This is a genomic window from Kutzneria sp. NPDC051319 (assembly GCF_040682195.1).
Taxonomy (GTDB): Bacteria; Actinomycetota; Actinomycetes; order Mycobacteriales; family Pseudonocardiaceae; genus Kutzneria.
The window spans coordinates 1-23,610 of the sequence record NZ_JBFBAM010000035.1 but is presented as its reverse complement, the minus strand read 5'-3'; the positions used below and the strand labels follow the sequence as shown (position 1 = coordinate 23,610).

At 67.3% G+C, this 23,610-nt stretch carries 33 protein-coding genes; 1 reads left to right on the top strand and 32 read right to left on the bottom strand.

Annotated features, from left to right (window positions below):
• Positions 1 to 7: 7 nt before the first annotated feature.
• The 5 genes from rpsK to AB0M73_RS29205 form a co-directional block, all read right to left on the bottom strand.
• Positions 8 to 415 (bottom strand): 30S ribosomal protein S11, encoded by a 408-nt coding sequence (gene rpsK, locus AB0M73_RS29225; protein ID WP_025361358.1) that lies wholly within the window; start codon positions 413 to 415, stop codon positions 8 to 10.
• Positions 416 to 445: 30 nt separating this feature from the next.
• Positions 446 to 826 (bottom strand): 30S ribosomal protein S13, encoded by a 381-nt coding sequence (rpsM, locus tag AB0M73_RS29220; RefSeq protein ID WP_043721567.1) that lies wholly within the window; start codon positions 824 to 826, stop codon positions 446 to 448.
• A 332-nt stretch (positions 827 to 1,158) separates the two neighbouring features.
• Positions 1,159 to 1,272, bottom strand: a complete 114-nt coding sequence (rpmJ, locus tag AB0M73_RS29215; protein WP_022925314.1) for a 50S ribosomal protein L36 — start codon at positions 1,270 to 1,272, stop codon at positions 1,159 to 1,161.
• Positions 1,273 to 1,432: 160 nt separating this feature from the next.
• Positions 1,433 to 1,654 carry a translation initiation factor IF-1 gene (gene infA / locus AB0M73_RS29210; protein ID WP_005166804.1) on the bottom strand — a complete coding sequence of 74 codons (222 nt, stop codon included), beginning with the start codon at positions 1,652 to 1,654 and terminating at the stop codon, positions 1,433 to 1,435.
• Positions 1,655 to 1,877: 223 nt separating this feature from the next.
• Complete coding sequence (locus AB0M73_RS29205) at positions 1,878 to 2,354, bottom strand: DUF1707 domain-containing protein (protein WP_363896901.1); 477 nt, start codon at positions 2,352 to 2,354, stop codon at positions 1,878 to 1,880.
• 78 nt (positions 2,355 to 2,432) lie between these two features.
• Here AB0M73_RS29205 and AB0M73_RS29200 point away from each other — a divergent pair, with 78 nt between their 5' ends.
• Positions 2,433 to 5,522: a BTAD domain-containing putative transcriptional regulator gene (locus tag AB0M73_RS29200; protein WP_363896898.1), complete on the top strand. Its 3,090-nt coding sequence runs from the start codon at positions 2,433 to 2,435 to the stop codon at positions 5,520 to 5,522.
• On the opposite strand, the gene map is transcribed toward AB0M73_RS29200, so the two are convergent.
• From map to fusA, 27 genes are all read right to left on the bottom strand, one after another.
• A complete protein-coding gene (gene map / locus AB0M73_RS29195; RefSeq protein WP_363896895.1) occupies positions 5,503 to 6,294 on the bottom strand; it encodes a type I methionyl aminopeptidase in 792 nt (263 codons plus the stop codon). The genes AB0M73_RS29200 and map overlap by 20 nt on opposite strands.
• Position 6,295: 1 nt before the next feature.
• The gene (locus tag AB0M73_RS29190; protein WP_043721557.1) at positions 6,296 to 6,847 is read right to left on the bottom strand and encodes an adenylate kinase; all 552 of its coding nucleotides are present in this window, start codon (positions 6,845 to 6,847) and stop codon (positions 6,296 to 6,298) included.
• The gene (gene secY / locus AB0M73_RS29185) at positions 6,847 to 8,160 is read right to left on the bottom strand and encodes a preprotein translocase subunit SecY (RefSeq protein ID WP_043721555.1); all 1,314 of its coding nucleotides are present in this window, start codon (positions 8,158 to 8,160) and stop codon (positions 6,847 to 6,849) included. Before secY ends, AB0M73_RS29190 begins: the two co-directional genes overlap by 1 nt.
• Positions 8,161 to 8,448: 288 nt before the next feature.
• A complete protein-coding gene (locus tag AB0M73_RS29180) occupies positions 8,449 to 9,903 on the bottom strand; it encodes a hypothetical protein (protein ID WP_363896890.1) in 1,455 nt (484 codons plus the stop codon).
• 126 nt (positions 9,904 to 10,029) lie between these two features.
• Positions 10,030 to 10,473 carry a 50S ribosomal protein L15 gene (gene rplO, locus AB0M73_RS29175; protein WP_363896887.1) on the bottom strand — a complete coding sequence of 148 codons (444 nt, stop codon included), beginning with the start codon at positions 10,471 to 10,473 and terminating at the stop codon, positions 10,030 to 10,032.
• A complete protein-coding gene (rpmD, locus tag AB0M73_RS29170) occupies positions 10,470 to 10,655 on the bottom strand; it encodes a 50S ribosomal protein L30 (RefSeq protein ID WP_043721546.1) in 186 nt (61 codons plus the stop codon). Before rpmD ends, rplO begins: the two co-directional genes overlap by 4 nt.
• 1 nt (position 10,656) lies before the next feature.
• Positions 10,657 to 11,262, bottom strand: coding sequence for a 30S ribosomal protein S5 (gene rpsE / locus AB0M73_RS29165; RefSeq protein WP_116172416.1), 606 nt, complete (start codon positions 11,260 to 11,262; stop codon positions 10,657 to 10,659).
• A 48-nt stretch (positions 11,263 to 11,310) separates the two neighbouring features.
• Positions 11,311 to 11,712 carry a 50S ribosomal protein L18 gene (rplR, locus tag AB0M73_RS29160; protein WP_043731113.1) on the bottom strand — a complete coding sequence of 134 codons (402 nt, stop codon included), beginning with the start codon at positions 11,710 to 11,712 and terminating at the stop codon, positions 11,311 to 11,313.
• A 2-nt stretch (positions 11,713 to 11,714) separates the two neighbouring features.
• Positions 11,715 to 12,254: a 50S ribosomal protein L6 gene (rplF, locus tag AB0M73_RS29155; RefSeq protein ID WP_043721541.1), complete on the bottom strand. Its 540-nt coding sequence runs from the start codon at positions 12,252 to 12,254 to the stop codon at positions 11,715 to 11,717.
• A 16-nt stretch (positions 12,255 to 12,270) separates the two neighbouring features.
• Positions 12,271 to 12,669: a 30S ribosomal protein S8 gene (rpsH, locus tag AB0M73_RS29150; protein WP_043721538.1), complete on the bottom strand. Its 399-nt coding sequence runs from the start codon at positions 12,667 to 12,669 to the stop codon at positions 12,271 to 12,273.
• Between the two features lie 78 nt (positions 12,670 to 12,747).
• Positions 12,748 to 12,933 (bottom strand): type Z 30S ribosomal protein S14, encoded by a 186-nt coding sequence (locus tag AB0M73_RS29145; RefSeq protein WP_043721535.1) that lies wholly within the window; start codon positions 12,931 to 12,933, stop codon positions 12,748 to 12,750.
• A gap of 4 nt (positions 12,934 to 12,937) precedes the next feature.
• Positions 12,938 to 13,501, bottom strand: coding sequence for a 50S ribosomal protein L5 (gene rplE / locus AB0M73_RS29140; protein WP_363896879.1), 564 nt, complete (start codon positions 13,499 to 13,501; stop codon positions 12,938 to 12,940).
• Between the two features lie 2 nt (positions 13,502 to 13,503).
• A complete protein-coding gene (rplX, locus tag AB0M73_RS29135) occupies positions 13,504 to 13,818 on the bottom strand; it encodes a 50S ribosomal protein L24 (protein WP_043721529.1) in 315 nt (104 codons plus the stop codon).
• Positions 13,818 to 14,186, bottom strand: a complete 369-nt coding sequence (gene rplN / locus AB0M73_RS29130; protein ID WP_043721527.1) for a 50S ribosomal protein L14 — start codon at positions 14,184 to 14,186, stop codon at positions 13,818 to 13,820. The genes rplX and rplN overlap by 1 nt, the downstream gene beginning before the upstream one ends.
• 62 nt (positions 14,187 to 14,248) lie before the next feature.
• The gene (gene rpsQ / locus AB0M73_RS29125; protein ID WP_043721524.1) at positions 14,249 to 14,524 is read right to left on the bottom strand and encodes a 30S ribosomal protein S17; all 276 of its coding nucleotides are present in this window, start codon (positions 14,522 to 14,524) and stop codon (positions 14,249 to 14,251) included.
• A complete protein-coding gene (gene rpmC, locus AB0M73_RS29120) occupies positions 14,521 to 14,769 on the bottom strand; it encodes a 50S ribosomal protein L29 (protein ID WP_043721523.1) in 249 nt (82 codons plus the stop codon). Before rpmC ends, rpsQ begins: the two co-directional genes overlap by 4 nt.
• Entirely contained in the window at positions 14,769 to 15,188 is a 420-nt protein-coding gene (gene rplP / locus AB0M73_RS29115; protein WP_043721520.1) for a 50S ribosomal protein L16, read from the bottom strand. The genes rpmC and rplP overlap by 1 nt, the downstream gene beginning before the upstream one ends.
• Positions 15,189 to 15,191: 3 nt before the next feature.
• The gene (rpsC, locus tag AB0M73_RS29110) at positions 15,192 to 16,034 is read right to left on the bottom strand and encodes a 30S ribosomal protein S3 (RefSeq protein WP_363896873.1); all 843 of its coding nucleotides are present in this window, start codon (positions 16,032 to 16,034) and stop codon (positions 15,192 to 15,194) included.
• Positions 16,034 to 16,447, bottom strand: a complete 414-nt coding sequence (gene rplV / locus AB0M73_RS29105) for a 50S ribosomal protein L22 (RefSeq protein ID WP_052395573.1) — start codon at positions 16,445 to 16,447, stop codon at positions 16,034 to 16,036. The genes rpsC and rplV overlap by 1 nt, the downstream gene beginning before the upstream one ends.
• Before the next feature lie 33 nt (positions 16,448 to 16,480).
• Positions 16,481 to 16,762: a 30S ribosomal protein S19 gene (rpsS, locus tag AB0M73_RS29100; RefSeq protein ID WP_033436717.1), complete on the bottom strand. Its 282-nt coding sequence runs from the start codon at positions 16,760 to 16,762 to the stop codon at positions 16,481 to 16,483.
• Between the two features lie 18 nt (positions 16,763 to 16,780).
• Complete coding sequence (gene rplB, locus AB0M73_RS29095) at positions 16,781 to 17,614, bottom strand: 50S ribosomal protein L2 (RefSeq protein ID WP_363896868.1); 834 nt, start codon at positions 17,612 to 17,614, stop codon at positions 16,781 to 16,783.
• 23 nt (positions 17,615 to 17,637) lie between these two features.
• Entirely contained in the window at positions 17,638 to 17,937 is a 300-nt protein-coding gene (gene rplW / locus AB0M73_RS29090) for a 50S ribosomal protein L23 (protein ID WP_043721514.1), read from the bottom strand.
• A gap of 3 nt (positions 17,938 to 17,940) precedes the next feature.
• Positions 17,941 to 18,624, bottom strand: a complete 684-nt coding sequence (gene rplD, locus AB0M73_RS29085; RefSeq protein WP_198047817.1) for a 50S ribosomal protein L4 — start codon at positions 18,622 to 18,624, stop codon at positions 17,941 to 17,943.
• On the bottom strand, positions 18,621 to 19,271 hold the full coding sequence (rplC, locus tag AB0M73_RS29080; RefSeq protein WP_043721510.1) for a 50S ribosomal protein L3: 651 nt from the start codon (positions 19,269 to 19,271) through the stop codon (positions 18,621 to 18,623). Before rplC ends, rplD begins: the two co-directional genes overlap by 4 nt.
• 29 nt (positions 19,272 to 19,300) lie before the next feature.
• On the bottom strand, positions 19,301 to 19,606 hold the full coding sequence (gene rpsJ / locus AB0M73_RS29075; RefSeq protein ID WP_003938093.1) for a 30S ribosomal protein S10: 306 nt from the start codon (positions 19,604 to 19,606) through the stop codon (positions 19,301 to 19,303).
• Positions 19,607 to 20,019: 413 nt separating this feature from the next.
• Complete coding sequence (gene tuf / locus AB0M73_RS29070; protein WP_043721504.1) at positions 20,020 to 21,213, bottom strand: elongation factor Tu; 1,194 nt, start codon at positions 21,211 to 21,213, stop codon at positions 20,020 to 20,022.
• Between the two features lie 137 nt (positions 21,214 to 21,350).
• Positions 21,351 to 23,450 (bottom strand): elongation factor G, encoded by a 2,100-nt coding sequence (gene fusA, locus AB0M73_RS29065; protein WP_043721502.1) that lies wholly within the window; start codon positions 23,448 to 23,450, stop codon positions 21,351 to 21,353.
• Positions 23,451 to 23,610: the final 160 nt, after the last annotated feature.

Here is a 23,610-nt window from a genome sequence, read left to right as displayed (position 1 = left end):
CCGTACCCTAGACCCGGCGCCGCTTGGGCGGGCGGCAGCCGTTGTGGGGCTGCGGGGTCACGTCCTGGATGGTTCCGACCTCGAGGCCCGCCGCCTGCAGCGAGCGGATCGCGGTCTCCCGGCCGGAGCCGGGGCCCTTCACGAACACGTCGACCTTGCGCATGCCGTGCTCGGCCGCCTTGCGGGCGGCGTTCTCGGCGGCCATCTGCGCGGCGAACGGCGTCGACTTACGCGAGCCCTTGAAGCCCACGTGGCCGGCCGAGGCCCACGCGATGACGGCGCCGGTCGGGTCCGTGATGGAAACGATCGTGTTGTTGAACGTGCTCTTGATGTGGGCGTGCCCGTGAGAGACGTTCTTCTTCTCCTTGCGCCGGACCTTCTTGACCCCGGCGCCGGAGCGAGTCTTGGGTGGCATTTCTGCTTCAGATCTCCTAGCTAGCGGGGGTTACTTCTTACCGGCCTTCTTCTTGCCGGCCACCGTCTTCTTCGGGCCCTTGCGGGTGCGGGCGTTGGTCTTCGTCCGCTGACCACGCACGGGAAGCCCACGACGGTGCCGAAGCCCCTCGTAGCAGCCGATCTCCATCTTGCGACGGATGTCGGCCTGGACCTCGCGGCGGAGGTCACCCTCGACCTTGTAGTTGGCCTCGATGTGCTCACGCAGCTTGGCCAGGTCGTCGTCGCCCAGGTCCTTGGCGCGCAGGTCGGGGCTGATGCCCGTCGCGGCCAGGAGCGCCTTCGAGCGAGTCCGGCCAATGCCGAAGATGTAAGTCAGCGCGATCTCCATCCGCTTTTCGCGGGGAAGGTCGACGCCAGCGAGTCGTGCCATGCGGCGTACTGCTCCTCACTTGTTTCATCGCTCCAGGTCTGCTCCTCGTCCGTTCCGGGACCGACTCGCTGTGCCGTTGCGCCCGCTTGCGCGGGTGCTGTCCCAGCCCCGGCCTGGAGTCCGGGGGTGAGCCGAATGCGTGTGGCACTCGGCAGGGTCGAGGAGGTGTGTGTACTTGTGGTCGCGTCCACTTGAGTGGATCAGCGACGAGTACGAGGTTCGATGGTCTCGGGGGTCCGGGGCTTGCCCCGGCGTGGGGGCCTGGGGGCCGGGCCCCCAGAAAGCTCCAGCAGGGGGTCGACGGCGAAGCATGTCGACCCACCCCCTGCGACTCAGCCCTGACGCTGCTTGTGTCGCAGGTTGTCGCAGATCACCATGACCCGGCCGTGACGGCGGATCACCTTGCACTTGTCGCAGATCTTCTTGACGCTCGGCTGGACCTTCACGGTCGTGCACTCCTGCGTTGCGTGGTGTGTGGGGTCCGGAGTCCGGACCCCACGGTGGGGGTCCGGGGGCTTGCCCCCGGTGTGGGGGTCTGGGGGCCAGGCCCCCAGTGAGCCCTGTTAGGGGTGCTCAGGCGAAGCATGCGCCCCCACATCCCTAACCTCACTTGTAGCGGTAGACGATTCGGCCGCGGGACAGGTCGTAGGGCGACAGCTCCACGACAACCCGGTCCTCCGGCAGGATACGGATGTAGTGCTGCCGCATCTTGCCGCTGATGTGTGCGAGAACCTTGTGGCCGTTCTCCAACTCGACTCGGAACATCGCGTTGGGGAGTGGCTCGACCACGCGGCCCTCGACCTCGATGGCCCCGTCCTTCTTGCCCATGTCCTCCGCGTTTCGTGACGGTGGTATGACTGGTGTGCGGCCCGCGCGACACCCCGACTCCGATCGCCCACCAAGATCACGAACACGGTGACGTCAAGATCACCGCAGGCACGACGGAATCGACGCGACGAGTGCGCCGTCAATCCAGTGTACGGTGCTCATCCGCATCGCCCAAATCGAGACGCAGGTCACGCCCGGTCAGCCCCAGTGACAGGGCCTCCGCTCAGCCCCGGTTGTCGCGTCCGAGGCCCAGGATGTAGCCCGCGACCAGCAGGGCTCCCCACGGTCCGGCCACCCAGATCCACCACGGGTAGACCATGCCCTCCGTGAACACCACGATCGCCCAGATCACGAAGTTCACCAGGCTCGCCGCGAACCAGGCCCCGGTCGCCACCCTCATGACCGCCGAGCCACGGCCCTCCGGCCGGCGCGCCACCTCCGCCGTCGGCGCGCTCGTCGACGCCGGCTCCTGCACCAACTCCGACCGCGACCACGGCACCGGTTGACGCACATCGGGCAGGTCCGCCGTCACCGCCGCCAGCTCCCCGAACGTCCGCGCCTCCCACACCAGCCGGGTGCGCTCGTCGAACTCGTTCAGGTCGAGGCGGCCCTCCGCATGAGCCTTCTTGAGCTGGCCGGCCACCATCCCGCGGTCGGCATCCGACACTCGCTTGGCGTCTGACGGCACTGGCTGCTCCACAGCATCATCCTGCCAGCCGGCGGCCTTCGATAACACCGTTACCACCGCCCTGTCGGCACCGCCCGGCACAATCCTGTCGTGGAGTTCCGTGTCCTCGGCCCCTTCCAGGTCGTCCACGACGGCGTCGAGATCCCCATCGGCGCCGCTCGGCTGCGCACCCTGCTCGCCGTCCTCGCCCTGCACCACGGTCAGCTCGTCCCGGCCGACCAGCTCATCGACCGCCTCTGGCCGTCTTCTCCGCCGGCCGGCGCCCGTAACACCCTTCGCACCTACGTCATGCGCTTGCGCAAGGTCCTCGGCGATCCCGCCGTGATCGAGACCATGGCCGACGGCTACCGCCTCGCCGCCGGCACCACCGACATCCAGCGCTTCGACTCCCTGCTCCGCCAAGCCCGTGCCACTCCCGCCCTGCCCCTCCTGGACGAGGCCCTCGCCCTCTGGCGTGACACTCCCGTCGACGGTCTCCTCCCCGCCGAGGCGCAAACGCTTGCCGACCTTCGCGTCGACGCCCTCACCCGCCGCTGCGAACTAGCCGTCTCCCTCGGCCGGCACGACGAGGCCATCCCTTCCCTCCAGGACCTCGTCCGTCAGCTCCCCCTGCGCGAGCACCTCTCCGCCCTGCTCATCGGCGCCCTGCACGCTGCCGGCCGCCCTGCCGAGGCTGTGGCCGCCTACGACGAGGCCCGCGCCGCCCTCGCCGACCAGCTCGGCATCGACCTCAGCGCCGAGCTCACCGCCGCACACGCCTTGCTCACCGCTCCCGCCCCGCGCCGCGTCGTCTCCCAGCTCCCCCCGTCCGTCGGCAACTTCGTCGGCCGCCGCCGCGAGCTCGACACCTTGCGCCAGCACATCACGTCCCGCCGCATCGCCGTCGTCTCCGGCCCGCCCGGCATCGGCAAGACCTCCTTGGCCATCCGCTCCGCCCATGCCCTCAAGCCCGATTTCCCCGACGGCCAACTCTTCGTCAACCTCCGCGGCTACGACGCCCGGCAACCGCTGGCCACCACCCAGGTCCTGGCCATGTTCCTGCGCGCCCTCGGTGTCCCCGCCGACCAGATCCCGCCCGACGAGCCCGGTCTCATCGATCGCTACCGCACCGAATGCGCCGGCCGCCGGATGCTCATCGCGCTGGACAACGCCTCATCCGCCGACCAGGTGCGCCCGCTCCTGTTGGACGATCCGACTGTCGCCCACCTGATCACCAGCCGCGATGTGCTTGCCGAGCTCACCGACCCGCTCCAGCTCGACGTCCTGCCCGCCGAGGACTCACTCGCCCTCCTCGGCACCGACATCGTCACCGCCGCCCCCGAGGCCGCCGCCGAGGTCACCGAACTCTGCGGTCACCTCCCCCTGGCGCTGCGCATCGTCATCGGCAACCTGCCCGACCATTCCGCCGCTTCGATCGCCGCCTACGCCATCGAACTGCGCGGGCAGCGACGCATCGACGCACTCGACATTCTCGGTGAGGAGAAGGCCGGCGTCCGCGCGACATTCGACATATCCCTCGCCGCGCTCGACGATCCCAGTCGACGGCTGTTCCAACTGCTCAGCGTTATTCCCGGCCACGACTTCGGCATCGCCCTCGCCGCTGCTGTCGGCAACGTCAGTGTGGACTCCGCCATCTTCCACCTGGCCAGGCTCGCGACCGTCAACCTGCTTCAGGAACACGCTCCGGGTCGATACCAGTTCCACGACCTGATCCGCGTCTACGCCGCGGAGCAATGCCGGCTCGATGACGGCGAACTCGCGACCGACCGGATGCTGAACCACTACCTGCACACCATCGACAACGCCACCGCGACGCTCGGACGTGACGCCCAGCGGCTGCCTTGCCCGCCACCTCCCCAGGACGCCCGCCCGGTCGTCTTCACCGAACCGCAGTCAGCGGCGGACTGGCTCACAACAGAGCTACCCAACCTCACTTCGGCAACTCGCCTCGCCACGGATTTCCGGTCCGGCTGGCATGCCTGGCAACTGGCCAACGCGCTGCATTTCTACTTCATCACCACCATCGGCCCTCAGCATGACTGGCGTACCATCGCCACTTTGGGCCTCGCCGGCGCCGAACGCGACGGCAATCTGGTCAGCCAGGCCGAAATGCACAGATCCATCGGCATCTCGCTACGCTCATGGCTGAACGCGGGCTGGCCAACAGACGACCTCGGCACCCTGGCCCTGGACCATTTGGCGAACGCCACCAGGCTCTTCCAAGAAGCTGGGCATGGCTACGGCTCCGCAAACGCCATCAGCAACTACGGCATAGTGCTGTACGATCTGGGCCGCACAACCGAGACCCTGGACTACTTCAGGGAATCCATAGCGCTGGCCAGGCAGTTCGACCTGGAACAGGTGGAGATCACCGGGCTGTCCAACCTGGCGACGGCCCTGTACGCGCTAGGCCAACTCGCCGAAGCGGTCACCATGAACGAAACCGCCTTCATAGCCGCCCGGCGAGGCGGCCACCAACAGACCGAGGCCCGGATTTTGTTCCGCATGGGCGACACGGCCCATGCTCTTGGAGAGTTCACACAGGCCGAAGAGCTACTCGACCGCGGACTTGTCCTATCTAAATTGCTTTCTTACGAATACATGCGACACGCCACACACGCCCAGCTCATATGGGTGAGAGCAATGAGAACGAGGGCGATCGACAAAAAGGACAGGATCACGCTTGATGAGATGGCGGCCAACGTCGACGACATAGGCCTACTGTCATCCGTTTCCGCCGCATTCTTGGATGGCGGCGACCGCAACTCCGCCTTGTCGCTACTCAAACGCATAACCAGGAGTTTTCAGACACAAAGACCACAGTATGCGGGCTGTCTTGTCATGTCGTACTTGGCCGAGGCATACCTTCGTGATGGTCAGCTGACGAATGCCGACCACACCGTTCGGAAGGCACTGGCAGACAGCAGCACGATCTCGGCAAGAGTCATCAGGGGGAGAAGTATGACCACGCTTGCCGACGTACTGCGGCGACAGGGTGACCAGCAGAAGGCGATGTCGACGGCGTTCGAGGCGCTAGCGATCCAGCGGGAGACCGGACACCGGCCAGGTGAGGCCGATGCGCTGGAATTGCTCGCCGACCTGTGCGGGGACGAGGCCTACCGCAGGCAGGCCGACGAGCTCTACGCCGCGATGGGGATGGTCAGTCCTCGGGGGCGGTGAGGATCCAGGGACCTTCGTCGGTGATGGCGATGGAGTGCTCCCAGTGGGCGGCCCGGGTGCCGTCGGCGGTGATGACGGTCCAGCCGTCGTCGAGTTCCCGGGTCTGGTCTGTGCCGAGGGTGAGCATGGGCTCGATGGCGATGGCCATGCCGGCCTTGAGGCGGGGACCCTTGCCGGGCTTGCCGAAGTTGGGCAGGAAGGGCTCCATGTGCATCTGGGTGCCGATGCCGTGGCCGCCGTAGTCGGTGACGATGCCGTACTCGATGCCGTCGGCCTCGTCGGAACGCAGGACAGAGCTCTCGATGGCGAAGGAGACGTCGGTGAGGCGGGCGCCGACGACGGCGGCCTCGATACCGGCGTGCATGGAGGCGCGGGTGGCCTCGGAGAGCTTGCGGTCGGCCTCAGCGGAGGCGCCGACGAGCACGGTCACGGCGGCGTCGCCGTGCCAGCCCTCGAGGATGGCGCCGCAGTCGATGGAGACGAGGTCCCCGTCGGCCAACACCTGAGTGCGGCTCGGGATGCCGTGCACGACCTGGTCGTTGACCGACGAGCAGATGGACGCGGGAAAGCCGTGGTAGCCCTTGAAGGAGGGCACGGCCCCGGCGTCCCGGATGGTCTGCTCGGCCAACTCGTCCAGCTCGGCGGTGCTGACGCCGGCGGCGGCCCGCTCGGCCATCAGGGCGAGGGAGCGGGCGACCACGATTCCGGCCGCCCGCATCGCCTCCAGCTCACCGCGCGTCTTGATCTCGATACCGCGACCTCGCTTGAGCAACTCAGGCTCCAGCGCGCAGCGCCTTGAGCGCCCGCTCGGTGATCTCGCTGATCTCGCCGACGGCGTCGACGGTGACCAGAATGCTGTCGTAGTAGTCCAGCAGCGGCCGCGTGGCCGACCGGTAGACCTCCTGCCGGTGCCGCACGACCTCCTCGGTGTCGTCGGCCCGGCCCCGCGCGAGCAGCCGCCCGACGACCACGTCCTCGGGCACGTCCAGTTCGAGCACGGCGTCGAGGGTCTCGCCGGACTCGGCGAGGATCTCGGCCAGCACATCGGCCTGGGCGGTGTTGCGCGGGAAGCCGTCGAGCAGGAACCCGGCGTGGGCGTCCGGCTGCGCGAGCCGGTCCTTGACCATCGCGTTGGTCACCGAGTCCGGCACGAGGGCGCCGGTGTCCAGGTACTTCTTGGCTTCCAGCCCGAGAGGGGTCTCATCGGCGATGTTGGCCCGGAACAGGTCCCCGGTGGAGATGTGCGGGACGCCGAGCTTGTCGCTGAGCACGGTTGCCTGAGTACCCTTGCCCGCGCCTGGCGGGCCGACGAGGACGAGTCTCACTAGCGCAGGAACCCTTCGTAGTTGCGCTGCATGAGCTGGCTCTCGATCTGCTTGATCGTGTCGAGACCGACGCCAACCATGATCAGCACAGCGGTGCCGCCGAACGGGAAGTTGTTGTTCGCGCCGCTCGACCCGGTGACGCTGAGGAAGAAGGTCGGCAGCACGGCCACCACGCCCAGGTACAGCGAGCCGGGCAGCGTGATCCGGTTCAGCACGTAGGAGAGGTACTCCGAAGTCGGGCGGCCCGGGCGGATGCCGGGGATGAAGCCGCCGAACTTGCGCATCTCGTCGGCCCGCTCGTCGGGGTTGAACGTGATGGCGACGTAGAAGTACGTGAAGAAGATGATCAGGCCGAAGTACAGCGCGATGTGGCCCCAGCTCTTCGGGTCGACGATGTAGCTCTGCACCCACTGCTGCCAACCGCCGTCGCCGCCCGTGTTGGACGTCAGCGAGATGATCAGCTGCGGCAGGTAGAGCAGCGACGAGGCGAAGATGACCGGGATGACGCCGGCCTGGTTGACCTTCAGCGGCAGGTAGGTCGAGGTGCCGCCGTACATGCGGCGCCCGATCATGCGCTTGGCGTACTGCACCGGGATACGGCGCTGAGCCTGCTCCAGGAAGATGACGAAGCCGATGATCAGCAGGCCGAACACGCAGATCGCGGCGAACACCAGGCCGCCACCCTGCTGCAGGATCTGCTGGCCCTCGGTCGGGATGCGGGCGGCGATCGACGTGAACATCAGGATCGACATGCCGTTGCCGACGCCGCGCTCGGTGATGAGCTCGCCGAACCACATGATGATCGCGGTGCCCGCGGTCATGGTCAGCACGACGACGCTGAGCGAGAACAGGCTCTGGTCGGGGATGACCTGGGCCGGGCAGTTGCCGAACAGCTGGCCGCGGGTGGCCAGCGCGATGATGCCGGTGGACTGCAGGATGGCCAGCGCGACCGTCAGGTACCGGGTGTACTGGGTCAGCTTGTTCTGGCCGGACTGGCCTTCCTTCTTCAGCTGTTCGAAGCGGGGAATCACCACCGTCAACAGCTGGATGATGATGCTCGCCGTGATGTACGGGAGGATGCCCAGCGAGAACACCGACAGCTGGAGCAACGCGCCGCCGCTGAACAGACTGATGAGGCCGAAGACCCCGCCGCTCTGGTCAATACCCGAGATGCACTGCTGAACGTTTGCGAAGTTCACGCCCGGGGAAGGCAGCTGCGAGCCCAGCCGATACAGCGCAAGGATCCCCAGGGTGAAAAGGATCTTGCGGCGCAAGTCCGGCGTCGCGAGAGCCGAGCGGAAGGCGCCAAGCACGCGTGACCTCCTCGGCGTCACCGGTCTCCGACCGGTGAACGGCTTGTCCGACTCTAGGCCGGCTGACGACCTGGCGAGCAAGCCAGGAACGCTTCGTGCCGGTGGGGCCCGAAGCGTGCTCACGACTGTAACAGGCCCGGCCGGGGCTACGGACCCCGCCGGGAACAGAAAGGCGCGGTGATCATCGGGCCCCGCCGGACGGCGGGTCCCGAACCGGACAATCCCGGCCATATAAGCACTGCTCACGCCGTCCCGCCCAGCCGCAAGGGGCCGGGCGGGACGGTGACATCACTTCTGGTCGCCGAAGTTCTTCATGATCAGCTGTCCGGCCGGCACGAGCATCGACTCGGCCTCCTGCGGGGACAGCCCCCGGTCGCCGTGGTCCGGATCCGCGGCCCGCAGCTCGATCACGAACCGCCCCTTGCGGATCAGCAGCACGCCGGCGGTGGCCACCGACCCCGGCTGGTTCATGATCAGCGACTCGTCGCCCATCGGCACGCTGGCAGCCACGCCGTTGTGGTGGGACCGCTCGAAGTTGACGTTCTGCTGGGCCGGCCGGTCCGACAGGTAGCTGGTCACCCGCAGCTCCAGGCTGGTGCGGGACAGCCCGTCGGCCTCGCCGCCGCCACGCTCGCACTCCATCTCCACGTAGTTGTAGAGGTTGTGGTCGTTCTGGTCGCTGAACGCCACCTGGCCGACGGCCGTGCCCGGGGATTCGATCACCAGCGGGGACAGCGGCTTGTGGTAGGCGGCGTCGAAGACCCCGCCGGCCAGCAGCGGGCAGGCCTGCGCATAGCTCTTGGGGAAGGCGCCCTTGTCGTAGATGACCGTCGACGGCCCCGTCGGGCTCGCCATCTGCGTGGCCATGTTGTGGCCGACGGTCGCGGTGAGGTCGGTGAGCTTGCCGGCGTAGCCCGCCTTGCTCAGGGTGAAGTCCATGTCCACGGTGATGCCCTTGGCGCTGAACACGGTGTCGCCGCTCGTGTCGCCGGGCTTGCCGCCGTCCCGCAGCAGTGTGTAGACGCTGATGGCGCCGATGTCGGGCCCGCGCGTGTACCGGTCCACGAAGCCGCTCACCGGGTTGTACGGCTGCTGGGACACGGCGATCCGCACCGAGTCGCCGGTGCTCTTGTCGTTGGCCTCAAGGCTGTACTCGCACCGGTTGAGCGCGAACCCGCTGCCGCTGGCGTAACCGAGGGCGTCGGTGTGCAGCGGCGCCGTCCCGTCGGCGGCGATGGAAATCCGCTCGTAGTTCGCCGAGTTCGGCTCGGGATTGGGGTCGTAGTGCAGGCCCAGCTTGTTCAGGTCGGCCACGGACAGCACGTTGCAGGCCTGCACCACCGCGGTGCCCTGGTAGTTGGTCGGCTGGGGATTGGGCTGCTCGGCCAGCGGCGCCGGGTCCGCGTAGCTGTCCCCGTCGGCCTCGGGTCCGGGCCGCTTCACGGTCATGCCGTCGTCTCTGGCCACGGTCTGCTGGGCGCCGCCGCCCGGGAACAACACGGGCCGCAGCAAGGTGAAACCGAGTATGCCGACGACCAGCAGCGCGCAGCACAGCACGATCACCAGCCGGACGGTGCGGCCGCGGTTCGGGGGCGGCGGCATCGGCGGTCCGGGCCGCCACTGCTGCTGGCCCGGATAGGGCTGGTACGGCTGCTGCGGCGGATAGGGCTGCTGCCAGTGAGGTTGCTGCGGCCCCGGATACGGCGGCTGCTGCCACTGGGGCGGTTGTGGTGGCGTCGACACGCGACCGAAAGGTAGCGGACTGGTCCGTCCGGACTATTGAGGAACTCTTGAACCCGCCGGACCACAACACGAAGCGGCCGGCAGGAGAGGAGCTCCTGCCGGCCGCTTCGCGGTTACTGCGTCAGTTCACAGCGTGGTGGCGGTGCCACCAGCGGCGGCGATCTTCTCCACCGCGCTGCCGGAGAACTTGTGCGCGGTGACGTCCAGCTTCACGCCGGCGATGTCACCGTCGCCCAGCACCTTGACCAGCTCGTTCTTGCGAACGGCGCCCGCGGCCACCAGGGCGGCCACGTCGACGGCGCCACCCTGCGGGAACAGGCGGGCCAGGTCCGCGACGTTCACGACCTGGTACTCGGTGCGGAACGGGTTGCGGAAGCCCTTGAGCTTCGGCAGCCGCATGTGCAGCGGCAGGTTGCCACCCTCGAAGCGAGCCGGCACGTTCTTGCGTGCGCCGGTGCCCTTGGTGCCGCGACCCGCGGTCTTGCCCTTGGAACCCTCACCGCGGCCGACCCGGGTCTTCGCCGTCTTGGCGCCGGGGGCGGGGCGGAGGTGGTGGATCTTGATGGTCATGAGTTGACCTCCTCCACGACCACCAGGTGGCGCACGGTGTGGATCAGACCCCGGTTGACGGGGTTGTCCTCACGCACGACCGACTGGCGGATCTTGCGCAGACCCAGCGTCCGCAACGAGTTGCGGTGGTTCTGCTTGGTACCGATGCTGCTCTTGACCTGCGTCACCTTGAGCTGGGCCATGTCACACCTGCCCCGCGCGAGCGCGCAGCATGCCGGCGGGAGCAACATCCTCCAGCGGCAGGCCACGACGGGCCGCGACCTCTTCGGGGCGCTGAAGGCCCTTCAGAGCGGCCACGGTGGCGTGCACGATGTTGATGGCGTTGTCGCTACCCAGCGACTTGCTCAGCACGTCGTGCACACCCGCGCACTCCAGGACGGCACGCACCGGGCCACCGGCGATAACACCGGTACCGGCGCTGGCCGGGCGCAGCAGAACCACGCCGGCGGCCTTCTCGCCCTGGATCGGGTGCGGGATGGTGCCGCCGATGCGAGGCACGCGGAAGAAGTTCTTCTTCGCTTCCTCGACACCCTTGGCGATGGCGGCCGGAACTTCCTTGGCCTTGCCGTAGCCGACGCCCACCATGCCGTCGCCGTCGCCGACGATCACCAGCGCGGTGAAGCTGAAGCGACGACCACCCTTGACGACCTTCGCCACCCGGTTGATGGCGACGACGCGCTCGAGGTGCGGGGTCTTCTCCTGAGCCGCCCCGCCGCGGCCACCGTCACGACGGTCGCGGCGCTCTCCGCGCTCGCCACCGCCGCCTTCGCGACGCGTGCGTCCCGGCATCAGACGGCCCTCTCAATTCCAGTGTTGTTCCCAGAAAAATTCATACTGTCAGAACTCCAGCCCCGCCTCGCGGGCGGCGTCCGCCAGCGCGGCGATACGGCCGTGGTAGTCGTAACCGCCGCGGTCGAAGACGACCTTGTCGATGCCGGCTTCCTTGGCGCGGGCCGCGACCAGCTGGCCCACCTTGACGGCGCGGGCCTTCTTGTCGCCGTCCATCCCACGCACGTCCGCCTCCAGGCTGGAGGCCGACGCCAGCGTGCGGCCGGCGATGTCGTCGATGACCTGCACGACGATGTGCCGCGAGGAGCGGTTGACGACCATGCGCGGGCGCTCGGACGTGCCGCTGATCTTCTTGCGAAGCCGGAAGTGACGACGGGCCCGCGCGACACGACGCCGGGTCGACACGTCCTTGCCGACCGGCTTCCTCTTGGTAGCAGTGGACTCAGCCATGATCACTTACCCGTCTTCCCGACCTTGCGGCGGATCTTCTCGCCCGCGTACCGCACACCCTTGCCCTTGTACGGGTCGGGCTTGCGCAGCTTGCGGATGTTGGCGGCGACCTCGCCGACCAACTGCTTGTCGATGCCCTGGACGGAGAACTTGGTCGGGGTCTCCACCACGAAGGTGATACCCGCGGGCGCCTTCACCGGGACCGCGTGGCTGTAGCCGAGCGCGAACTCAAGGTCAGAACCCTTGAGCTGCACGCGGTAACCGACGCCGGTGATCTCCATCTTCTTCTCGTAGCCCTGCGTCACGCCGATGATCAGGTTGTTGATCAGCGTGCGGGACAGGCCGTGCAGCGAGCGCGAGAGACGCTCGTCGTCGGGCCGGGTCACCTGGAGCGTGCCGTCCTCGGCCCGCTCCACGGCGATCGGCTCGGCCACGGTGTGCACGAGCGAGCCCTTCGGGCCCTTCACGTTCACGACCTGGCCCTCGATGTTCACGTCGACCCCGGAGGGGACGGTGATGGGCAGCCTTCCAATGCGCGACATCGTCAGTCCCCCTTCCTCACCACACGTAGGCGAGGACTTCCCCGCCCACACCCTGCTTGCCCGCCTGCCGGTCGGTCACGAGACCGCCGGAGGTGGAGATGATGGCGACACCCAGCCCACCGAGCACCTTGGGCAGGTTGGTCGACTTCGCGTAGACCCGCAGACCCGGCTTGGAGACACGCCGGACACCGGCGATGCTCCGCTCACGGTTCGGGCCGTACTTCAGCTCGACGACAAGGTTCTTGCCCTTCTCGCCCGCTGCGTCGCGGTAGCCGGCGATGTAGCCCTCGCGCTTGAGGATCTCGGCAATGTTCGCCTTGAGCTTCGAGTGCGGCATCACGACCTCGTCGTGGTATGCCGAGTTTGCGTTCCGCAGACGCGTCAACATGTCTGCGATCGGGTCGGTCATCGTCATGGGTGACCTGTCAACCTTTCTCGCCCTGGTTCCAAGTGCAGGCCTGGGGCGAAGTGGGGTGGTGCGGGGTCGAACGAATTACCAGCTGGACTTGTGCACGCCGGGCAGCTCGCCGCGGTGCGCCATCTGGCGCAGGCAGATCCGGCACAGGCCGAACTTGCGGAACACGGCGTGCGGGCGGCCGCACTTCTGGCAGCGGGTGTAGGCACGCACGGCGAACTTCTGCTTGCCGGCCGCCTTGTTGATCAGCGCCTTCTTCGCCATCGGCTCAGTTCTCCTTGAACGGGAAGCCGAGGTGCTTGAGCAGCGCCCGACCCTCGTCGTCGTTGGTGGCCGTGGTCACGACGGTGATGTCCATGCCACGGGGACGGTCGATCGAGTCGGGGTCGATCTCGTGGAACATCGACTGCTCGTTCAGCCCGAACGTGTAGTTGCCGTTGCCGTCGAACTGCTTGCCCGACAGGCCGCGGAAGTCACGGATACGGGGCAGCGCGATGGTCAGCAGGCGGTCCAGGAACTCCCACATGCGGTCGCCGCGCAGCGTCACGCGCGCGCCGATCGGCATGCCCTCGCGCAGCTTGAACTGGGCGATGGACTTGCGGGCCTTGCGGACCTCGGGACGCTGGCCGGTGATCGTGGCCAGGTCGCGGACCGCGCCCTCGATCAGCTTGCCGTCACGGGCGGCGTCGCCGACGCCCATGTTGACGACGACCTTCACGACGCCGGGCGTCTGCATGACGTTGTCGTAGGTGAACTGCTCCTGCATGGCAGGAACGATCTCGCTGCGGTACCGGGTCTTCAGCCGCGGCAGGACCTTCTCAGTAGTGGTCATGATCAGATGTCCTTACCGTTGCGGCGGGAGACGCGCACGCGCCGACCGTCGTCGTTCGAGCGGTAGCCGACGCGGGCCGGCTTGCCGTCGGAGTCGACGACCATCACGTTGCTCACGTGGATCGACGCCTCCTGGGTCACGATGCCACCGGACTGAGCGCCACGCTGGGTCTGCGTGACCCTGGTGTGCTTCTTGATCCGGTTGACGCCCTCGACCAGGACCCGGTCGGTGTCGGGGTAGGCCTGGATGACCTTGCCCTTGGCGCCCTTGTCCTTGCCCGCGATGACCACGACCGTGTCGCCCTTGCGCACCTTCATCACAACACCTCCGGTGCGAGCGAGATGATCTTCATGAACTTCTTGTCGCGCAGCTCGCGGCCGACCGGGCCGAAGATGCGGGTGCCCCGCGGCTCGTTGTCGGGCTTGATGAGCACCGCGGCGTTCTCGTCGAACCGGATGTACGAGCCGTCCGGACGGCGCCGCTCCTTGACGGTGCGAACGATGACGGCCTTGACCACGTCACCCTTCTTCACACCGGCGCCGGGAATGGCGTCCTTCACGGTGGCGACGATGATGTCGCCGATGCCCGCGTAGCGACGCGACGAGCCGCCGAGCACGCGGATGCAAAGGATCTCCTTCGCACCGGTGTTGTCGGCGACACGCAGTCGCGACTCCTGCTGAATCACTTACAGCTCCCTGACCATCGATGGCCTGCCAGATTTCCGACCTGACAGGCTCGGTCTTGTTGTTACTTGGCCTTCTCGAGGACCTCGACCAGACGCCAGCGCTTGGTGGCCGACAGCGGACGGGTCTCCATCAGCAGGACGCGGTCGCCGATACCGGCGGCGTTCTCCTCGTCGTGCGCCTTCACCTTGGTCGTGGTCCGCAGGACCTTGCCGTACAGCGGGTGCTTCTTGCGGTCCTCGAGAGAGACGACGATCGTCTTCTCCATCTTGTTGGACACGACAAGCCCCTCGCGCACCTTGCGGTCGTTGCGGCTCGCGGCCTCGTTGGTCTCACTCATGCAGCACCCTCACCAGTCGTAACGTCGTCGGGCGACACGGAAAGACCGAGCTCCCGCTCCCGCATCACGGTGTAGACGCGGGCGATGTCGTGACGGACCGTGCGCAGCCGGCGGTTGTTGTCCAGCTGGCCGGTGGCCATCTGGAACCGGAGGTTGAACAGCTCCTCCTTGGACTCCCGAAGTCGAAGCACGAGCTCCTCGTCGGTGAGCTCACGCATCTCCGCGGCGTTGGTACCCGCTGCCATCAGAAGTCACCACCTTCACGCGTGACGATCCGGCACTTCAGCGGCAGCTTGTGGATGGCGCGGCGAAGCGCCTCCCGAGCAACCGTCTCGTTCGGGTAGCTCATCTCGAAGAGCACCCGGCCGGGCTTGACGTTGGCCACCCAGTACTCGGGCGAGCCCTTACCGGAACCCATGCGGGTTTCCGCCGGCTTCTTCGTGAGGGGGCGGTCCGGGAAGATGTTGATCCAGACCTTGCCGCCACGACGGATGTGCCGGTTGATGGCGATACGAGCGGACTCGATCTGCCGGTTGGTCACGTAGGCCGGCTCCAGCGCCTGGATGCCGAACTCGCCGAAGGTGACACGGGTGCCACCCTTGGCCGCACCACTCCGCTTCGGGTGGTGCTGCTTGCGGTGCTTGACCCTACGCGGGATGAGCACTACTCAGCCCTCCCCATTGCCAGTGCTGGCGGCCTCGACGGCCGGAGCCTCGGTCGCGGTCGCGGCGTTCGCCTCGGCGGCCGCGCGGCCGGCCTCGGTGCTCGTCGCGGTCGTGCCGGCCGAGCCCGAACGACGGGCGCGGTTCGGACGCTCGCGACGCTGCTGCGGGCGGTCGTTGCCGCCGCCGGCCGGAGCCGCGTTGTCGCGGTGACGGAAGCCGCCGACCACGTCGCCCTTGTAGATCCACACCTTCACGCCGATGCGGCCGAAGGTGGTGCGGGCCTCGAAGAAGCCGTAGTCGATGTCCGCGCGCAGCGTGTGCAGCGGGACGCGACCCTCGCGGTAGAACTCCGAGCGGGACATCTCGGCGCCGCCGAGACGGCCACCGCACTGCACCCGGATGCCCTTGACCTGCGGCGAGCGCATGGCCGACTGCATGGCCTTACGCATCGCGCGCCGGAACGACACGCGGTTGGACAGCTGCTCAGCGGTCACCTGGGCGACCAGCTGCGCGTCCGACTCGGGGTTCTTGACCTCGAGGATGTTGAGCTGGACCTGCTTGGCGGTCAGCTTCTCCAGCTCGCCCCGGATGCGATCGGCCTCGGCGCCGCGGCGACCGATGACGATGCCCGGACGGGCGGTGTGGATGTCGACGCGAACCCGGTCCCGGGTGCGCTCGATCTCCACCTTGGAGATGCCGGCCCGCTCCATGCCCTTGCTCAGCATCTTGCGGATCTTGACGTCTTCCGCCACGTACTCCGCGTACTGCTTGTCGGCGTACCAGCGGGACTTCCAGTCGGTGGTGATACCAAGGCGGAAGCCGTGCGGGTTGATCTTCTGACCCACTACTGGGCCCCCTTCTTGGCTCGAGACTTGCCGGCCTTCTTATCCGCCGGGCGGGACTCGACCTCGATCGTGATGTGGCTCGTCCGCTTGCGGATCCGGTAGGCCCGGCCCTGAGCGCGCGGACGGAACCGCTTCAACGTCGGACCCTCGTCCACGTACGCGCTGGACACCCAGAGGGTGTCGCGGTCGAGGCTCAGGTTGTTCTCGGCGTTGGCCATGGCGCTCGCAAGCACCTTGGCCACCGGCTCGCTCGCCGCCTGCGGCGCGAACTGCAGCACGGCCAGGGCCTCCGTGGCGTTGCGGCCACGGATGAGGTCGACCACACGGCGTGCCTTCATTGCCGTCAGGCGGACGTAGCGGGCCCGCGCCACGGCGCGCGGCAGCTCCTCCGCGCCGGTCGCGTTGTCAGCCATTGCTTGTTACCCCTTGCTCCTGTCCGTGCCCGCTTAGCGGCGGCGCGACTTCCGGTCGTCCTTGATGTGACCCTTGAAGGTCCGCGTCGGGGCGAACTCGCCCAACTTGTGACCGACCATGGCCTCGCTGACGAACACCGGAACGTGCTTGCGGCCGTCGTGCACCGCGATGGTGTGCCCCAGCATGTCGGGGATGATCGTCGACCGGCGGGACCAGGTCTTGATCACGGTCTTCTTGCCCGACTCGTTGAGAACGTCCACCTTCTTGAGCAGGTGGTCGTCAACGAAGGGGCCCTTCTTCAGGCTGCGTGGCATCCTTCACTCCCTTCCTGCTCAGCGCTTCTTACCGGTGCGACGACGCCGGACGATGAGCTGGTCGCTTGCCTTGCGGCGGCGGGTACGGCCTTCGGGCTTACCCGCGGGGTTCACCGGGTGGCGACCACCGGAGGTCTTGCCCTCACCACCACCGTGCGGGTGGTCGACCGGGTTCATGGCGACACCACGCACCGTGGGCTTGCGGCCCTTCCAGCGCATGCGGCCGGCCTTGCCCCAGTTGATGTTGGCGTGCTCGGAGTTGCCGACCTCGCCGACCGTGGCGCGGCAGCGCACGTCCACGTTGCGGATCTCGCCCGAGGGCATCCGCAGCTGGGCGTACGGGCCGTCCTTGGCCACCAGCTGCACCTTCGCGCCGGCGGAGCGGGCGATCTTCGCGCCGCCACCGGGGCGGAGCTCGATCGCGTGCACCACGGTGCCGACGGGGATGTTGCGCAGCGGCAGGTTGTTGCCCGGCTTGATGTCGGCGCGAGCGCCGTTCTCGATCGTGTCGCCCTGCGACAACTTGTTCGGGGCGATGATGTAGCGCTTCTCCCCGTCCGCGTAGTGCAGCAGCGCGATACGCGCGGTGCGGTTGGGGTCGTACTCGATGTGCGCGACCTTGGCCGGCACGCCGTCCTTGTCGGCCCGACGGAAGTCGATCAGGCGGTATGCCCGCTTGTGACCGCCGCCCTTGTGCCGAGTGGTGATCTTGCCGTGCGCGTTTCGGCCGCCACGACCGTGCAGCGGACGCACGAGCGACTTCTCCGGCGTCGACCGAGTGATCTCGGCGAAGTCGGAGACGCTCGCACCGCGACGGCCTGGCGTCGTCGGCTTGTATTTGCGAATGCCCATGTCAGATCAGCAGTCCTCAGTCATCAGGCGGTCGGGCCGCCGAAGATCTCGATCGCCTTGCTCTCCGCGGAGAGCGTGACGATCGCGCGCTTCGTGTCCTTGCGCTTGCCGAAGCCGGACCGGGTCCGCTTCCGCTTGCCCTGGCGGTTGATCGTGTTGACGCTCAGGACCTTGACGCCGAAGACCTTCTCGACCGCGATCTTGATCTGCGTCTTGTTGGCGTCCGGAGCCACCAGGAAGGTGTACTTGTTCTCCTCGAGAAGGCCGTAGCTCTTCTCGGAGATCACCGGCGCGAGCAGGATGTCCCTGTGGTCGGGGATCATTGGTCAGACCTCCTCGGTCAGCTCGGACGAGCGGGCCGTGGCCTTGACCGAACGACCCTTGGCCGGGCCGGCGATGAACAGCTCGTACGCGTCCTTGGTGAACACGACGTCGTCGTTGACCAGCACGTCGTAGGTGTTCAGCTGGTCCGGCGCGATCGGGTGCACGTTGGTCAGGTTGCGCACGCTCAGCCAGTCCTGCTCCTGGAAGCGGCCCATCACGACCAGCGTGCGGCGCGACTCCGTGATGGCGGCCAGCGCGAGGCGGGCGCCCTTGGTGGACGGCTTGTCGCCCTCGACCAGGGAGCTGACCACGTGCAGCCGGCCGGCGCGAGCCCGGTCGGACAGGGCGCCACGCAGAGCGGCGGCCTTCATCTTCTTGGGCGTCCGCTGCGAGTAGTCACGCGGCTGCGGGCCGTGCGAGATGCCACCGCCGACGAACTGCGGCGACCGGGTCGAGCCCTGACGGGCGCGGCCGGTGCCCTTCTGGCGGTACGGCTTCTTGCCACCGCCGCGGACGTCGCCGCGGGTCTTGGTGGCGTGCGTGCCCTGGCGGGCCGCGGCCAGCTGGGCCACGACGACCTGGTGCATCAGCGGGATGTTCGCCTGCACGTCGAAGATCTCGGCGGGCAGTTCGACACTGCCGCCGGCCTCACCGGAGGCGTTGCGAATGTCCACAGTGGTCATCAGGCTTCGCCCTTCGCGGCCGTCTTGACGAACACCAGGCCACCCTTGGGGCCGGGAATGGCGCCCTTGATGAGCAGCAGGCCGGACTCGGCCTCCACCTGGTGCACGGTCAGGTTCTGGGTGGTGACGCGGGCGTGGCCCATCCGGCCGGCCATGCGCACACCCTTGAACACACGACCCGGGGTGGCGCAGCCACCGATGGAGCCCGGCGAGCGGTGCTTGCGCTGCACGCCGTGGCCGGCGCCCAAGCCCTTGAAGCCGTGGCGCTTCATGACACCGGCGTAGCCCTTGCCCTTGCTGGTGCCGACCACGTCGACGACGGAGCCCGCCGGGAACACCTCGGCGGTGATCTCCTGGCCGACCTCGTAGGCGTCGGCGTCGGCGGTGCGCAGCTCGGCGACGTGACGACGAGGCGTCACGCCGGCCTTGGCGAAGTGACCGGCGCGGGGCTTGTTCACCTTGCGCGGGTCGATGGCGCCGAAGGCCAGCTGGACGGCGGTGTAGCCGTCCTTCTCCTGCGTACGGACCTGGGTGACGACATTGGGCCCAGCCTTGACGACCGTGACCGGCACAACCCGGTTCTTGTCGTCGAAGACCTGGGTCATGCCGAGCTTGGTGCCCAGGATCCCCTTGATCTGCTTGTCAGACATGAGTTTCGTTACTCTCCGCCGCCGCGCGCTTACTGGATGTTGACGTCGACACTGGCCGGCAGGTCGATGCGCATGAGCGCGTCAACCGTCTTCGGCGTCGGGTCGAGGATGTCGATCAGCCGCTTGTGCGTGCGCATCTCGAAGTGCTCGCGCGAGTCCTTGTACTTGTGCGGCGAGCGAATGACGCAGTAGACGTTTTTCTCGGTCGGCAGCGGCACCGGCCCGACGACCCGAGCGCCGGTGCGCGTCACGGTCTCGACGATCTTGCGCGCGGACGCGTCGATCGCCTCGTGGTCGTAGGCCTTGAGCCGAATGCGGATCTTTTGTCCCGCCATGATGGCTTGCCGTTCCTCTTCTCGTACCGCTGCGGGCTGACTCGTGACGGGCCGGGGCCCAGCTGTGCCGCTCCCCTATTCACGAGTCAATGTCATCAGGTGCCGGGGCCCTCCGGTCCACGCGGTCGGGCGTGTCGCCTTTTCAGGGACACCGCGCCAACGCGCACACCAGCCCTACTGGTCCTTGTTCAGTCCCGAGTAGGCGGGGTCCGGTCAGACCCAGTACACCCAGGCCATCTAGGCCCGTGTGGGTGCCGGCTTCTCGCAGCGAGGCGGCTGGTACGCGAACGAGCCAGCCGCCTCTGCAACGAGCAACCCGTTAAGGATGCCACACCCAGGTGCGGCGTCCAAATCGGGGGCGGCGAAGTGAGGGCCAGATAACAGGTGACTGCCACCCGGCCCCCACCACCAAATTAGTTGATGATCTTCTCGACGGTGCCGGCGCCGACGGTGCGGCCACCCTCGCGGATGGCGAACCGCAGGCCCTCGTCCATGGCGATCGGCTGGATCAGCTTCACGGTCATGGAGGTGGTGTCGCCGGGCATGACCATCTCGGTGCCCTCGGGGAGGGTCACCACGCCGGTCACGTCGGTGGTGCGGAAGTAGAACTGCGGCCGGTAGTTGTTGAAGAACGGCGTGTGGCGGCCGCCCTCGTCCTTGGACAGGATGTAGACGTTGCCCGAGAACTCCGTGTGCACCGTGGTGGTGCCCGGCTTGATCACAACCATGCCGCGCTCGACGTCTTCGCGCTTGACACCGCGCAGCAGCAGCGCGGCGTTGTCACCGGCGCGGCCCTCGTCGAGGAACTTCTTGAACATCTCGATGCTGGTGCAGGTGGTCTTGAACCCCTTCTCGCGGATTCCGACGACCTCCACCTCCTCGTTCACCTTGACCACACCGCGCTCGATGCGGCCGGTGACGACGGTGCCGCGACCGGTGATGGTGAAGACGTCCTCGACGGGCATGAGGAACGGCTTGTCCATCTCACGGACCGGCTCCGGGACGTTCTCGTCCACGGCGTCCATGAGCTCGAGCACCGTGGCGGCCCACTTCTCGTCGCCCTCGAGCGCCTTGAGGCCGGACACGCGCACGACCGGCGCGTCGTCGCCGGGGAACTCCTGGTCCGAGAGCAGCTCACGGACCTCGAGCTCGACGAGCTCCAGGATCTCCTCGTCGTCCACCATGTCGGCCTTGTTCAGGGCGACAACGATGTACGGCACGCCGACCTGGCGGGCCAGCAGCACGTGCTCACGGGTCTGCGGCATCGGGCCGTCGGTCGCGGCGACCACCAGGATCGCGCCGTCCATCTGCGCGGCACCGGTGATCATGTTCTTGATGTAGTCCGCGTGACCGGGGGCGTCAACGTGCGCGTAGTGGCGCTTCTCGGTCTGGTACTCGACGTGCGAGATGTTGATCGTGATGCCGCGCTGCTTCTCTTCCGGCGCCTTGTCGATCTGGTCGAACGCGAACGCGGCGTTCAGGGTCGGGTACTTGTCGGCCAGAACCTTGGTGATCGCCGCCGTCAGCGTGGTCTTGCCGTGGTCGACGTGACCGATCGTGCCGATGTTGACGTGCGGCTTGGTCCGCTCGAACTTCGCCTTCGCCACTGGATTGTCCTCCTGGACTTTGTGTTGCTTCCGCCGGACCGGGTGTTGGTGTGGTCGGCCCGGCGGTTACGTCAGGGTCGGTTGGTCGGTGACCCGAGATCGACTCCCGGGCCACCGTTGAAAGCGGGCGGGTCTGACTACTCCCCGTTCACCTTCGCGATGATTTCCTTCGCCACGTTGGTCGGAACCTCGGCGTAGGAGTCGAACAGCATCGTGTAGTTCGCCCGACCCTGGGTCTTGGACCGCAGGTCGCCGACATACCCGAACATCTCCGACAGCGGAACCAGTGCCTTCACGATACGGGCACCGCTGCGCTCCTCCATCGCCTGGATCTGACCACGGCGGGAGTTCAAGTCGCCGATGACATCGCCCATGTAGTCCTCGGGCGTCGTCACCTCGACAGCCATCACCGGCTCCAGCAACACCGGGTCGGCCTTCCGAGCGGCTTCCTTGAGCGCCATGGAACCGGCGATCTTGAAGGCCATTTCGGAGGAGTCGACCTCGTGGTAGGCGCCGTCCAGCAGCGTCACCTTGATGCCGACCAGCGGGTAACCCGCCAGCACGCCGTACTGCATCGCGTCCTGGGCGCCGGCGTCGACCGAGGGGATGTACTCCCGCGGGATGCGGCCACCCGAGACCTTGTTGTCGAACTCGTACAGCGCGCCGTCTTCGCTCTTCAAGGGCTCGATCTCGATGATCACCTTGGCGAACTGGCCGGAGCCGCCGGTCTGCTTCTTGTGCGTGTAGGAGTACTTCTCCACCTTGCGGCGGATGGTCTCCCGGTAGGCCACCTGCGGCTTACCGATGTTCGCCTCGACCTTGTAGTCGGACTTCATCCGGTTGACGAGCACCTCGAGGTGGAGCTCGCCCATGCCGGCGATGATCGTCTGACCGGTCTCCTCGTCCTGCTTGACCTGGAAGGTGGGGTCCTCCTCGGCCAGCTTCTGGATCGCGGTGCCCAGCTTCTCCTGGTCGGCCTTGGTCTTCGGCTCGATGGCGACCGAGATGACCGGGTCCGGGAAGGTCATCGACTCGAGCACGATGGGCGACTGCGGGTCGCACAGCGTGTCACCGGTCGTGGTGTCCTTCAGGCCGATGGCCGCGTAGATGTGGCCGGCGCTGGCCACCTCGACCGGGTTCTCCTTGTTGGAGTGCATCTGGAAGAGCTTCCCGATGCGCTCCTTGCGGTCCTTGGTCGAGTTGATGACCTGGGTGCCGGCGTTGAGCTTGCCCGAGTAGACCCGGATGTAGGTCAGCTTGCCGAAGAACGGGTGCGCGGCGATCTTGAACGCGAGCGCGGAGAACGGCTCCTCCGAGGACGGCTTGCGGAAGGCCGGCGTCTCGCCGTCCAGCAGCGTGCCCTCGACCGGCGGCACGTCCAGCGGCGACGGCAGGTAGTCGATGACGGCGTCGAGCATGGGCTGCACGCCCTTGTTCTTGAACGCCGAGCCGCACAGCACCGGGTAGGCGACGCGGTCGGTCACGATCTTGCGGATGCCCCGCTTGATCTGCTCGACCGACAGCTCCTCGCCGCCGAGGTACAGCTCCATCAGGGCGTCGTCGGTCTCGGCGACGGCCTCGACGAGCTTCTCGCGGTACTCCGCGGCGATCTCGGCCAGGTCGGCCGGGATCTCCTCGATCGTGTAGTCGTCGCCCTTCTGGACCTCGCCGTGCCAGGTCAGCGCGCGCATCTCGACCAGGTCGACGACGCCGGTGAAGTCGTTCTCGGCGCCGATCGGCAGCTGGATCGGCAGCGGCTTGGCGCCGAGACGCTCCTGGATGGTGCGGACGGTGAAGTAGAAGTCCGCGCCGAGCTTGTCCATCTTGTTGACGAAGCAGATACGCGGGACGTCGTACTTGGTCGCCTGCCGCCAGACCTGCTCGGACTGGGGCTCGACGCCCTCCTTGCCGTCGAACACCGCAACCGCGCCGTCAAGGACCCGCAGCGAGCGCTCGACCTCGACGGTGAAGTCGACGTGCCCCGGCGTGTCGATGATGTTGATCTGGTGGTCGTTCCAGAAGCAGGTGGTCGCGGCGGACGTGATCGTGATGCCGCGCTTCTGCTCCTCCTCCATCCAGTCCATCGTCGCCGCGCCGTCGTGGACCTCACCGATCTTGTAGTTGATCCCGGTGTAGAACAGGATCCGCTCGGTGGTGGTGGTCTTTCCCGCGTCGATATGGGCCATGATCCCGATGTTGCGGACCTTGGCCAGGTCAGTGAGCACTTCCTGTGCCACGGGTTTCTTCCTTGCTTCCGTGCGACTGTGGTCGGTGCGGGCGCCGATCCGTCGCGGGCGGGGGGGAGGGCGGCCCCCGCCGGATCAACAACGGGTTTTGGCGCATGCCGTGTTTTAAGACGGCAGGTTTGGGGTGGGCTCACGGGGGGGGTTGCTGGGG